This window comes from Streptomyces pristinaespiralis (assembly GCF_001278075.1).
GTDB classification, from domain to species: Bacteria; Actinomycetota; Actinomycetes; order Streptomycetales; family Streptomycetaceae; genus Streptomyces; species Streptomyces pristinaespiralis.
Window position 1 is genome coordinate 4,284,768 of sequence record NZ_CP011340.1, and the last position, 12,641, is coordinate 4,297,408.

8 protein-coding genes and 1 pseudogene are annotated in these 12,641 nt (G+C 72.5%); 5 read left to right on the forward strand and 4 right to left on the reverse strand.

Annotated features, from left to right (window positions below; genetic code table 11):
* Positions 1-103: 103 nt before the first annotated feature.
* Positions 104-2,065, forward strand: a complete 1,962-nt coding sequence (locus tag SPRI_RS18105; protein ID WP_050791520.1) for an FUSC family protein — start codon at positions 104-106, stop codon at positions 2,063-2,065.
* 53 nt (positions 2,066-2,118) lie between these two features.
* On the opposite strand, the gene SPRI_RS18110 is transcribed toward SPRI_RS18105, so the two are convergent.
* Positions 2,119-2,523 carry an RNA-binding S4 domain-containing protein gene (locus SPRI_RS18110; RefSeq protein WP_005314673.1) on the reverse strand — a complete coding sequence of 135 codons (405 nt, stop codon included), beginning with the start codon at positions 2,521-2,523 and terminating at the stop codon, positions 2,119-2,121.
* A 196-nt stretch (positions 2,524-2,719) separates the two neighbouring features.
* Here SPRI_RS18110 and SPRI_RS18115 point away from each other — a divergent pair, with 196 nt between their 5' ends.
* Both SPRI_RS18115 and SPRI_RS18120 read left to right on the forward strand, forming a co-directional pair.
* Positions 2,720-4,192: an APC family permease gene (locus SPRI_RS18115; RefSeq protein WP_005314676.1), complete on the forward strand. Its 1,473-nt coding sequence runs from the start codon at positions 2,720-2,722 to the stop codon at positions 4,190-4,192.
* A gap of 57 nt (positions 4,193-4,249) precedes the next feature.
* Positions 4,250-5,206: a hypothetical protein gene (locus tag SPRI_RS18120; RefSeq protein ID WP_005314679.1), complete on the forward strand. Its 957-nt coding sequence runs from the start codon at positions 4,250-4,252 to the stop codon at positions 5,204-5,206.
* Between the two features lie 13 nt (positions 5,207-5,219).
* Here SPRI_RS18120 and SPRI_RS18125 read toward each other — a convergent pair whose 3' ends face one another.
* Positions 5,220-7,268: a PhoX family protein gene (locus SPRI_RS18125; protein ID WP_005314682.1), complete on the reverse strand. Its 2,049-nt coding sequence runs from the start codon at positions 7,266-7,268 to the stop codon at positions 5,220-5,222.
* 273 nt (positions 7,269-7,541) lie between these two features.
* Here SPRI_RS18125 and SPRI_RS36485 point away from each other — a divergent pair, with 273 nt between their 5' ends.
* On the forward strand, positions 7,542-9,191 hold the full coding sequence (locus SPRI_RS36485; protein WP_037774151.1) for a VWA domain-containing protein: 1,650 nt from the start codon (positions 7,542-7,544) through the stop codon (positions 9,189-9,191).
* Between the two features lie 140 nt (positions 9,192-9,331).
* A pseudogene (metG, locus tag SPRI_RS18135) lies at positions 9,332-10,947 on the forward strand (methionine--tRNA ligase).
* Positions 10,948-11,015: 68 nt separating this feature from the next.
* Here the strand turns inward: metG and SPRI_RS18140 are convergent.
* Together SPRI_RS18140 and SPRI_RS18145 are read right to left on the reverse strand one after the other, a co-directional pair.
* Entirely contained in the window at positions 11,016-11,804 is a 789-nt protein-coding gene (locus SPRI_RS18140) for a L,D-transpeptidase family protein (protein WP_005314703.1), read from the reverse strand.
* 11 nt (positions 11,805-11,815) lie between these two features.
* Positions 11,816-12,610 carry a hypothetical protein gene (locus tag SPRI_RS18145; protein ID WP_158685173.1) on the reverse strand — a complete coding sequence of 265 codons (795 nt, stop codon included), beginning with the start codon at positions 12,608-12,610 and terminating at the stop codon, positions 11,816-11,818.
* Positions 12,611-12,641 lie beyond the last annotated feature (31 nt).

Sequence of the window (12,641 nt, forward strand, 5' to 3'; positions counted from 1 at the left end):
ACCCGGCCCTGCCCCGCGGTTGAGCACCGCCGCCCCCGGCCCGCAGCCGGGCGGGGCGCGGTGAAGCTTGCGTCCGGTGGCCCGTTCGGGGTCTCTTGAACCCATGGGACGACGCGAGGACGGCAACGGCGGCCGCACGGGGCGCCTGACGCCGCCGGACTGGCTGATGCACGGTCTGCGGCCCGCGTCCGTGCCCGTCCCCAAGGCCGCCGTCGGCCGCGCCGCCGTCGCCCTCGCCGCCCCGCTGGCCGTCGGTCTGGCGACCGGGCACCCCGAATACGGCGCGCTGGTGTCGATGGGCGCCCTCGCCGGCGTCATCGGTGACACCGCCGACGCCTACCGGATGCGGCTGCTGAACATCGCCGTCCCCCAGTTCTTCGGAGCGGTCGGCGTGACCCTCGGCATCCTCGTCCACGGGGAGGGCTGGCTCGCGGTCGGCGCGCTCACGCTCGTCGCGCTCGTCTCCGGCATGATCTCCTCCATCGGCGCGGTGGCCTCCGTGTCCGGGCTGCTGCTCCTGCTCAACGCGGTGGTGGGGGCCGGGCTGCCGATGCCGGGGCCGTGGTGGAAGGCCCCGCTGCTGCTCACCCTCGGCGGGCTGTTCGTCCTCGTACTGACGCTGCTGGCCTGGCCCGTGCGGGCCCGCGTACCCGAGCAAGGGGCGGTCGCGGACACCTACCGCAGCGTTGCCGCGCTGCTGGCCGCCGCGGGCACCACCGACTACGACGCCCGCCGCCAGGACGTCACCCAGTCGCTGAACACCTCGTACGACCTCATCCTGGCGCGGCGTGCCCGCGACCACGGGCGGCGCGGCCGGCTGGTGCGGCTGCTCGCCCAGCTGAACGTGGTGGTCCCGCTGGTCGAGGCGGCGGCGGCCGCACACCGTTACGGGCGGGCCTCCCGGCGGCCGGAGATCGCGGCCGCGGTCCGCGAGTTGGCCGACTCGGTGGAACAAGGGCGCACCACCGCGCCGGAGTTCGTCCTGCCCGAGCCGGAGGGTCCGGCCGACCGTGCCGTCAACAGCGCGCTGCGCCACGCGTCGGCCGTCGTCCACAGGACCGACCCGGACCCGGCGGGCGTGGACGACCGGCTGGGCCGGCCGGCCGCTCTCGGCGTCAGGGCACGGCAGGCCGCCCGCAATGTGCTGCTGTCCGAGCCGTCCTGGCGTTACGGACTGCGGCTGGCGCTCTGCATCGGGCTGGCGCAGACACTGGTGTCGCTGATCCCGGTCACCCGCTCCTACTGGGTGGCCCTCACCGTCACGTTCGTCCTGAAACCGGACTTCGGTTCGGTGTTCTCCCGGGCCGTGCTGCGGGCGCTCGGTACGGCCGCCGGTCTTCTGGTGGCGGCCGCCGTGCTGGCGGTGGTGGAGCGCGGCTGGTGGGACGTGCCGGTGATGATGGCCCTCGCGGCGCTGATCCCGGCGTTCTCCGTGAAGGGCTACGCCTTCCAGACCGCGGCGATCACCCCGGTGATCCTCATGCTGTCGGACATCCTCAACCACGAGGGCTTCTACCTGGTGCTGCCGCGCCTGGTGGACAGCCTCATCGGCTGCGCGATCGTGCTGGTGGCCGGCTACGCGCTGTGGCCGGAGAGCTGGCACACCCGGATCGCGGACCGGCTCGCGCAGTGCGTGGAGGACACGGCGCACTACGTGGCGTCCGCGTTCGGCGGCACCGGCCCGTCGGACCGGGCGCACTCCCGGCGGCGGATCTACCGCGATCTGTCCTCGGTGCGCTCCGAGTTCCAGCGTGCCCTGACCGAACCACCGCCGACCGGTACACGGGCTGCCGCGTGGTGGCCGCTGGTCGTGGCCGCCGAGCGGATCGTGGACGCGACGACGGCGGCGCGGGTCCGCGTCGACCACGGCGCCGATGCGCCCGGCGCCACCGAGGTCGCCGAGATCGAGCGGCAGCTGCGCGAGCTGGCGGAGGGGCTGCGGTCGAGCGAGGTGCTGGTGGAGGTGCGGGCGGACCTGCCGGGCGACGAGGAAGGCGTGCTGGCGCCGCTGCGCCAGGAGGTGCGGGCGGCGCGGGCCATCGCGTCACCCGCGCCGAGGTCGTGACACGGGGCTCGGCCGCACCCGCTGCTCCCCGTCGTCCCCGCCGCCGGCAGCGGTCAGTCCTTGTGCCGGGCGCCGTGGAGCCGCTCCAGCTCGCGCCGGTCACGCTTCGTCGGACGTCCGGCCCCACGGTCGCGTACCGCCGCCGGGGCGGCGAACTCCTTGGGCGGGGGCGGCGGGCTGTTGTCCACGTACGCCTCCGCCGCGACCGGCGGGCCCACCCGCTTCCGCAGGATCTTCTTGACGACCACGAGACGCTCGCGCCCGGCGTGGAACAGCCGCACCTGGTCCCCGACGCGCAGTGACTGGGCGGGTTTGACGCGGTCGCCGTTGACCCGCACATGGCCGGCGCGGCACGCGGCGGACGCCTGCGAGCGGGTCTTGGTGAGCCGTACCGACCAGATCCACACGTCGACGCGTACGGTCCCCTCACCCGATGTGGACGCTCCCTCTGCAGCCATGTCCCGACTCTACGACCCGCGGCCGGTCCGTGGCACGGACCCGTGCGGACGGGAGCGGACCCCGCCCCCTCACCTGTGCGCACACATCCGACTACGATGCGCACGATCCCCCGGCACGGAGCCTTCTCTCCGTACGGGCGACCCTTTCTGATGCGCCGGCACATTCCGCGCGGCACAAGGGCATTCGGAGACTTCCATGCGCAGCAGCTCCGGCAGAGGGCTCCGGCCCAATGTCCTCGGGACGTTCGACACCGTCGTCATGGCCGTGGCGGGCAGCGCCCCCGCCTATTCGGTCGCGGCCACCACGGCGGTGCTCGTCGCCACGGTCGGGCTCGCCGGGCCCGCGGCGCTGCTGTACTGCGCGATACCCATGCTCGGCATCGTCCTCGCCTTCGGCAGGCTCGGCCGTATCGACGTCAACGCGGGCGCCGGTTACTCCTGGGTCGGGCGGACCCTCCACCCCTTCCTGGGCTTCCTTTCGGGGTGGGCGCTGGTCGTCTCCACGACGATCTTCATGGTGGCGGGTTCGCTGCCCGCGGGCGCGATGACCCTGGCGCTCTTCGATCCGGATCTCGCCGACGACCGGTTCCTCGCCACGGCCGTGGGGGCGGCGTGGTTCCTCGCGATGCTGCTCGTCGTGCTGGGCGGCGCGCGGCTGACCGTACGCGCCCAGCTGATCCTGACCGGCACCGAGCTGGCGATCCTGCTCTTCTTCGTCGGCGCCGCCGTGCTGCACGAGGGCGCCGCGACCGCCTTCGACTGGTCCTGGTTCGGCTTCTCGCACTTCGACGGGACGGCCGGCTTCGCCTCCGGGGCGCTGATCGCCACCTTCTACTACTGGGGCTGGGACGTCACCAGCAACCTCAGCGAGGAGACCCGTGACAGCCGCCGCACCGCCGGACTCGCCGCGCTCGTCGGGGTCGGGATCGTCTTCCTTCTGTTCGAGGCGGTCACGGTCGCCGTCAACGTCGTCCTGACGTCCGGCGAGATCCAGGCGGCCGGGGCGAACGTGCCGGCCGTGCTCGGGGCCGCGATCTGGCCCGGTGTCGGCGGAAAGCTGATGGTCCTTGCGGTGCTGCTGTCGACCGTCGCCACCCTGGAGACCACGCTGATCCAGGTCACCCGCTCGCTGTTCGCGATGGGCCGCGACCGGACGATGCCTGCGGCGCTGGGCCTGGTCCACCGCCGCTGGAACACGCCCTGGGCGGCCGTGACGGTCGTCGGCGTCGTCGCCCTCGCCCTGTTCGTGGCCTCGACGGCACTCGGCTCCGTCGCCGACGTGGTCGCCGCGGCGGTCGCCGCGATAGGGCTGCAGATCGCCTTCTACTACGGGCTCGCCGGGATCGCCGCCGTCGTCGCGTACCGCAGGATGCTGCTGGTGTCCGTGCGCGAATTCGTGCTCGGCGGCGTCTGGCCGCTGCTGGGCGCGCTGTTCATGCTGTGGATCTTCTTCGAGTCGCTCGGCGGACTGAGCGGGGCGTCGGTCTCGATCGGTCTCGGCGGTCTCGCCGCGGGGCTCGTCCCGATGGTCCTCTACTGGCGGCGGGGCAGCGCCTACTACCGGCCGGCCCGGCTGGACGCGGCCCGTGCCGTCTCCGGCGACGGAGCCGGTGACCACGGCCCCCATCGCGGCGACTACGCCGACAAGGCGCTGGCCACGGACTTCTGAACACCACCGGGACCGCTGAAGGCCCGTCGCACGCACCGCCGAGGGGAGTGAACGAGGATGGCCGTACGCCGCCGCTTCGTACCCGACTTCGATCCCGCCTTCGGGGACCGCCCCCTGACCGACGCGCTGCACGACATCGTCATCGGCCGCTGGCAGGGCGTCCGCGACCTGCTGCACGCCACCGGCGACGACTGGCCGCTGCGCACCCACCGGATCAGGCTGCTCGCCCACGCCGCCGCGGGCTCCTCGACGGCCGGGATATGGCGCGCCGCGGAACCGCACCGCCCCGACGCCGCGGTCCTGTACGCCGCCACGGAGGTCGTGCGGGCGTTCCAGCGGGTGATCGCCACGGGCCGAGGCGCCGCCGACCGCGAACGGCTCGACGCCGCGGTACGGGCCTGCCTCGACGCCGCCGACGCCCACCCGGCCGACCCCATGCCATGGGTGTCGCTGCTGACGGTGGCCCGGCTGTACGAGGACGGGGTCCCCCGCCGTGAACTGCGCGGCTGGTGGGACGAGCTGCGCCGGCGCGACCCGTACAACGTCGAGGGCCATGTGCAGCTGCTGCGCTACCACTCGGCCCGCTGGCACGGCTCGCACGGCAGGATGTACGACTTCGCCCGTGACGCGGCCGGCGCGTCACCGCCCGGCTCACCGCTGCCGGTGCTGGTGCAGATCGCACGCGCGGAGGAGTACCGGTACATCTCCGACGCCGCGCAGGGGCGGGTGGTGCGCGGATTCGACCAGCACTGGAAGCACGAGCTGGCGATCAGGGAGATCCGCCGCACCTGGGAGCGGTGGGTCCTGTGGCGTACGGACGGGCCCGTCGCGCCCGAGGAGATCGGGGAGCTCAACTACCTCACGCACGCCGCGTGCCTCGCGGGACTGCGGCAGGAGGCGGGCGGCCTGTTCACGCTGCTGGGCACCCGTGCGGCGTACCTCCCGTGGGCGTACACGGGAGACGCCGCCGAGCAGTTCACGAGGTGGCGCGCACACGTGGGCGCCACCTCGTGAATCCGCGGCCCGATCAGGCGCCGATGTCCCCGCCGTCCTTGCGGTAGACGGCGACGACCGACGGGCGGACCAGCTTGCCCGGTCCGTCGGGCCAGGCGCTCGCGGGCTTCTCGACGGACGCGCCGTCGACCTCGCCCGGGTGCTGCACCGCCACCAGGACACGACGGTCCTGGATGATCGGGCCGCAGGTCTCGGCACCGGTCGGCACGGTCAGGAACTGCTTCAGCTCACCACGGCGCTCACCCTGCGTGGCCACACCGAACAGGCCGTCGTGGGTGCCGAGCGCGTTGCCGTCCGTGGAGATCCACAGGTTGCCGTGCGGGTCGAACGCCACGTTGTCCGGGCAGGAGATGGGGCTGACCCGGTCCTTCGGGAAACCGGCGAAGTACGTCGCCGGGTCGTCCGGGTCGCCGGCGACCAGGAAGAGCCGCCAGGCGAAACCGTCCGACGCCGGGTCGTCCCAGTGCTCGGCGAGCTCGAGGACCTGCCCGTGCTTGTTGCCGTTGCGCGGGTTGGCCTCGTCCGCGCCCGCCTTGCCTGCGGCGCCGCGGTCCTTGTTGTTGGTGAGAGCCACGTACACCCGGCCGGTGCGGGGGCTGGGCTCGACATCCTCGGGGCGGTCCATCTTCGTCGCGCCGACCTTGTCACCGGCGAGACGGGTGAAGACGTACACCTCCTCCGCGGTCATGCCGGGCACGTGCGACACGTCGCCCGTCGCGAGCGGGATCCACACGCCGGAACCGTCGAACTCGCCGTCGTTCGGGAGCTTGCCGGTGCCGTCGATCTCGGCGGCGGGGCTGTCGCCGGTCAGCTTGGCGACGTACAGGGTGCCCTCGTCGAGCAGCGTGCGGTTGTGCTCGCGCGCGGCGCGGCTGCCGCCCTTCTTCATCCGCTTCGAGGAGACGAACTTGTAGAAGTAGTCGAAGCGCTCGTCGTCGCCCATGTAGACGACCGGCCGGCCGTCGGCGGTGAGCCGGGGCTGCGCGGCCTCGTGCTTGAACCGGCCCAGCGCGGTGCGCTTGGCGGGCGTGAAGTCCGGGTCGAACGGGTCGAGCTCGACGACCCAGCCGTGGCGGTGGACCTCGTTGGGCTCCTGCTTGACGTCGAAGCGCTTGTCGAAACGCTCCCACTTGCGCTCCGTGGCGCCGGAGCCGATGCCGTAGCGCTTGTCCGTCGCGCTCGAGCCGTAGGCGAAGTACTGGTTGAAGTTCTCCTCGCCGTGGAGGGTCGTGCCCCACGGGGTGGTGCCGCCGGCGCAGTTGTTGAGCGTGCCGAGCACCTTGGTGCCGGACGGGTCCGCGGAGGTGCGCAGCAGCGCGCCGCCCGCGGCCGGGCCGGTGACCTCGAACTCGCTCGTCGCGGTGAGCCGGCGGTTGAGCGGGTGGCGGTTCACCGGGGTGAGCTTGCCGGAGCGGTGCTCCTCCTGGACCACGACGACCGACAGACCGTGCGCGGCCCAGGCGATCTCGACCTGCTCGCGAGTGGGGTTCTCGGGGTCGTACCCCTTGAACATCAGGACCTCGTCCGTGTACTCGTGGTTGGCCACGAGGACCTGACGGCCGCGCTCGCCGGGGAGCGGGAGCAGGCTGAGGAAGTCGTTGTTGTAGCCGAACTGGCCGGCCTGTGCCTTCGCCGACTGCTTGTCCGGGTCGAAGGCGGGGGCGCCGCGGAGGATCGGCTCGCCCCAGCGGATGACCACGCTCTGCTCGTAGCCCGCGGGGACGGTGACCTTGTCGTCCGTGTTGGGGGCGACGGGCGCGAAGCGCAGACCCCGGGCACCGTCCACCTTGGTGGCACTCGGCTTCCGGCTGGACGCCTCCGCGGGAGTGGCGGTCCGGACGACGGCCGAGCCGCCGGCCGCCGCGGCGACGGTCACGACCGCGGCGGCGCGCATCATCGAGCGGCGCGACAGGGCGCTCGCTATGACATCACCGACGTACTCGTTGTCGCTGGTGTTCGGGACCTCGTGGAAGCAGGCGTCGCCGCAGCGGTAACGGCAGGTGAGGGCGGAACGTCCGCCCGCGTGCGGAGCGGTGGTCAACAGCGGCAGCAGTTTGCGCACTTCGTCCTCCTTCGGCGCACCTGCGCCGACATGGTGTCGGAATGATTCCGGCCATGACGTTAGAGGCGCACATCTGCACGGCGGCGGACGCGAGGTGAACGACGGATGAATGGGGCACGGCCACGGGCCGGTTGAGGTGTGTGGAACCGTCCGGTGGGTGCCCTCCCCGGAGCCGCGCCGGGCGGCCGCTAACCTTACGTGTCCGCCCTGGCCTTGTAGCCCCGGGCAGGAGCGGACAGTCACCGCACCCAACTCATGTGAAAGGCCTCGCCCATGGGTATTCGGAGCATGCTGCGCAAGGTGTTCGGACGCGACCGTGATGAGCGTAACGAGTCGGCGGCACCCTCCGTTCCGGCCCAGAGCGAGCGCACGGAACCGGCCAAGGACACGTCCACCGCGACGGTCCCCTCGCAGCCCCCCACCGACCGGGCGGCCGACCTGGTCTCCGCCGCGTTCGACAACCCGGTGCCGCGCCACCGCCCCGCGTCGGTCCCGGCCCAGGCGACATCGCCGGAGCCGAACGCGGCCACCGACACGGCCGAACCGAAGCCGTCGGTGGTGGCCGAGGCCACCACCGACGAGGACCGGGCCTCGGCCGAGACCGAGACTGCAGAGGCGGACAAGGCCGCTGAGGCGGAGGCTGCCGTTGACGAGGCCCCTCAGGCCGAGGCCGACAAGGCCGGGGCCCCGGCCACCGAGACCGAGAAGGTCGCCGAGACCGAGACCGCCGAGGACAAGGCCCCTCAGGCCGAGGCTCCGGCCACCGAGACCGAGGCCGAGAAGGTCACCGAAACCGAGACCGCCGAGGACAAGGCCCCGGTGACGGAGCCCGTCGCCGAAACCGAGGCCGCCGAGGTCGAGGTCGCCGACGAGAACGCCACCGTGGACGAGGCCGACAAGGCCGAGGCCGCCGTGGACGCTGTCGCCGTGGACGAGGCCGCCGCGGACGAGGTCGCCCAGACCGAGGTCACCGAGGACAAGGCCGAGGCCGCCGAGGACAAGGCCCCGGTCACGGAGCCCGTCGCCGAAACCGAGGCCGCCGAGGTCGTCGCGCCCGAGGAGCCCGCAGCGGCCGACGAGCCCGCGCCCAGCGAGCCCGTCGCCGACGAGCCCGCGCCCAGCGAGCCCGTGGCCGCCGACGCCGAGGAGCCTCAGACCGACGCTCCCGCGGTCGCGGAGGTCGCAGAGGTCGCCCAGACCGAGGCCGCCGAGCCCACGGTCACGGACGAGCCCACCGTCACCGACGCGCCCGCCGAGCCCGGCGGTCGCGCCGCCATCGGCCTCGCCCGGCTCAAGACGCGGGCGCCGCAGCTGGTGGACGCGTACAAGGCCGCCGGCGCCGCCCTCAAGAAGGCGGAGCTCACCGGGGCGCGTGCCCGTGTGTACCTCGTGCTCGACCGGTCCGGATCCATGCGCCCGTACTTCAAGGACGGCAGCGCCCAGCGCCTCGGTGAGCAGGCTCTCGCGCTCTCCGCGCACCTCGACGCCGACGCGACCGTCGACGTCGTGTTCTTCTCGACCGAGATCGACGGCACCGGCGAGCTCACCCTCGACTCCCACGAGGGCCGCGTCGACGAGCTGCACGCCGGGCTCGGCCGTATGGGCCGTACCAACTACCACCTCGCCGTGGAGGAGGTCATGTCCCTGCACGCGAAGAAGAACACCGACGCTCCCGCGTTGGTGATCTTCCAGACCGACGGCGCCCCCGAGTCGAAGACCGCCGCCACCGCCGCGCTCGCGGCGACCGCCGGCAAGCCGGTGTTCTGGCAGTTCGTGGCGTTCGGTGAGCACGACGCCAAGGCGTTCGACTACCTGCGCAAGCTCCAGGCGGACAACGTCGCGTTCTTCCACGCCGGCCCGGCTCCCCTCGAGCTCCCGCACGCGGAACTGTTCAAGGGGATCCTCGAGGTCTGGCGGCCGTGAGCACGTCCGGGTGACGGCCCCCGGTGACGTCCGGGCGGACGCGGAGAGCGTCCGCCCGGACGTCACGGGGCCACCGGACACCACCCGTGCCCTCCGCACGCGTGTGAGTCGATCTTCCCGGGCCCGTTAGGATTTCGACCATGGCGGCCACTGGATCCGAGAAGCAGGGGGCGAAGGCGTGAAGTCCTACTACGTGTCGACCCCCATTTACTACGTCAACGACGCTCCTCACCTGGGCCACGCCTATACGACCGTCGCAGGCGACGTGCTCACACGCTGGCACCGTCAGCGTGGCGAGAAGGTGTGGTACCTCACCGGCACGGACGAGCACGGTCAGAAGATCATGCGCACCGCGGAGGCGAACGGCGTCACGCCCCAGGAGTGGTGCGACAAGCTCGTCGAGGAGGCCTGGAAGCCCCTCTGGGAGCACCTGAACATCGCGAACGACGACTTCATCCGCACCACGGAGAAGCGGCACACGGACCGTGTGCAGGAGTTCGTGCAGGACCTGTACGACAAGGGCGAGATCTACAAGGGCGGGTACGAAGGCCCGTACTGCGTGGGCTGTGAGGAGTACAAGCTCCCCGGCGACCTCATCGAGGCCGAGGACGGCACCAAGCTGTGCCCGATCCACAAGAAGCCGGTGGAGATCCTCAAGGAGGAGAACTACTTCTTCAAGCTCAGCGAGTACGGCCCGAAGCTGCTGGACTTCTACGCGGCGAACCCGGACTTCATCCAGCCCGAGTCGGCCCGCAACGAGGTCGTGAACTTCGTCAAGCAGGGCCTTCAGGACCTGTCCATCTCGCGCTCGACGTTCGACTGGGGCGTCCCGGTCCCGTGGGACGAGAAGCACGTCATCTACGTGTGGATCGACGCGCTCCTCAACTACGCCACCGCGGTCGGCTACGGCTCGAACCAGGCGAAGTTCGACGAGACCTTCCCGGCGAACGTCCACCTGGTGGGCAAGGACATCCTGCGCTTCCACGCGATCATCTGGCCCGCGATGCTGATGGCGCAGGGCCTGCCGGTGCCCGGCAAGGTCGCGGCCAACGGCTGGCTGATGGTCGGCGGCGAGAAGATGTCGAAGTCCAACCTGACCGGCATCAAGCCGCAGGACCTCACCTCGCACTTCGGTGTGGACGCGTACCGCTGGTACTTCCTGCGCGCCATCGCGTTCGGCCAGGACGGTTCGTTCTCCTGGGAGGACTTCACCGCCCGGTACACCTCCGAGCTCGCCAACGACTACGGCAACCTCGCCTCCCGTGTGGCGGCCATGGTCGGCAAGTACTTCGAGGGCGCGCTGCCCGCTGCCACGGCCGCGGGTGAGGCGGAGCAGGCGGTCCAGGACGGCCTGGCGAAGGCGGTCGCGGAGGCCGACCGGAAGATCGGCGAGGAGCTGGACTTCCAGAGCGGCATCCTGAGCGTCTTCGAGTTCGTGAAGCAGGTCAACGGCTACATCACGGAGCAGGAGCCGTGGAAGGTCGCCAAGGACGACTCCCCGGAGGGCCGGGCCCGTCTGGCGACCATCCTGTACACGGCGGCGGAGTCCCTGCGCGCGGTCGCGGTCCTGCTCAACCCGGTCATGCCCGAGACGTCCCAGAAGCTGTGGGACTCCCTGGGCGCAGACGCCGCACTGGGCGCGCTCGCGGACCAGAAGGTCCAGGAGGCCGGCGAGTGGGGCAAGCTGCCCGCCGGAGCGACGGTGACGAAGGGCGCGGTGCTGTTCCCGCGCCTGGAGGAGCCGAAGAAGGCCTGACGTGCACTGACGTGCGACACGGCGAGGGCCCGGAACCGTTCGGCGGTTCCGGGCCCTCGCCGTCGCTCTCAGCGCGCCAGCGCCGCCGCGTCGCCCATCACCACCACCGGCCGCTCGGCCGGGTCCAGCCACCGCAGCAGTTCCTTCATCCGGCCGCGGGGCAGCGAGACGCAGCCCTGTGTCGGCCCGCCGTGGTCGACGTGGATCCAGATGCCGCCGCCCTTCCCGGCGCCGAGGGGACGGGTCCAGTCCAGGGGCGTGGTGCCGGGCCTGCGGTTGTAGTTGACGGCCACGACGTGGTCGAAGGAACCGGCGAGCGGCTCCCCCTCGAACCCGCGCCCGCTGATGCTGAAGGCGGGCCCGCGGTCGTACGGGAGCTTCGTGCCCGGGTCGGGGAGTCTGCCACCGGCGTCGGTGAGCCCGAAGACGCCGACCGGAGAGCGCAGGTCGCCCTGGCGGTGGTCGTCCGTCCAGCCCTTGAGCGCGTTGTGCCCGTGCCACGGACCGGCCACGGGACGCCAGCCCTCCCCCGGCTCCCGCTCGTACAGCACGGCCGTGGCCCGGTTGGAATCCGGCTCCTTCCCCGTGACGACGACGGCCTGCAGTGCCTCCGCCGGGACCGCCGCGCGGGTCCTCGGCCCGAGACCGGGTATCTCCGCGGGCCTGACGGCCTGTGGCTCCGGCGCGGAACGTCCTGCTCGGCCGCTGCTCCCTGCGGGCCCCTGGTCCTGTCCGCCGGGCGCGGTGCTCGCGGTCCTGGACCGGTCCTCGACCGCGGTGTGCCCACCGGCCGCCGTGCAGCCGGTGAGCAGCACGCCGGCGCAGGCGAGCAGGAGGAGGGTTCGGTTGGGGAGCATGTACGGGCCTCTCAGTCCTCGGGTTGCACGTGGTCGCCGTCCTGCCCGGGCGTGCTGCCCGGGGGCGGTGGCGTGGGTCCGGTGTCCGCCCCCGCCGGTACGAAACGGGCCCCGGCGATCATGTGGCGTGCTTCACCCAGGGCCCTGTCGGCGTCCTCGGCCAGGCACAGGTGTGCCGTGGCGAGCGGGTCCCCGGTGTTCGGGCCGCCGATGAGACCGCTGAGCGCCCGTACGCCGCCGATCGCGCGACAGCCGGGCGGGACGGTGCCCGATTCGTGCAGGACGGGCGGTCGCAGCGCCTTCTTGCCCAACGGTCCGGGTTGCTCCACGGTCACGACGAGCAGCGCCCCTCCCCCCTTGAGCGTCTTCACCGGCGGACAGCCCCACGGGTCCCCGGAACAGGGCCGGTCATACGTGGCGAGCGGCTGTGTGGCGGCGTATCCACGGGCGGTCGCCTTCTGCCGGGGGTCCGCCTCCGCCTCGAGGAAGTCCCAGGAGGCCGGCAGGAGCAGGAGCAGACCGGCCGGCCCGTCGTGGCGGAGCTTCACCACGTGGGGGCCGGAGGGCGGGAGCGGAGCGGACGCGGCCGGGAGCGCGGACCCGCCGCCGCCCCCGGTGACACCGGGCAGCAGCGTCCCCGCGACGAGGAGGGCCGATACCGCGCCCGCCGCCGCTCCTGCGGCGCGGCGCGAGCGCCGACGACGGGCGACGCGCTCCCGTACCCGCTGCATCCGCTCCGTGGGTGCGGGCAGCCGGGGCACCGCCCGCTCGAGCAGGATGCGCAGTTCGGACTCGTCCGCATCCACGGCGTCATTGCCGCCAGGCTGCTGACCTCCG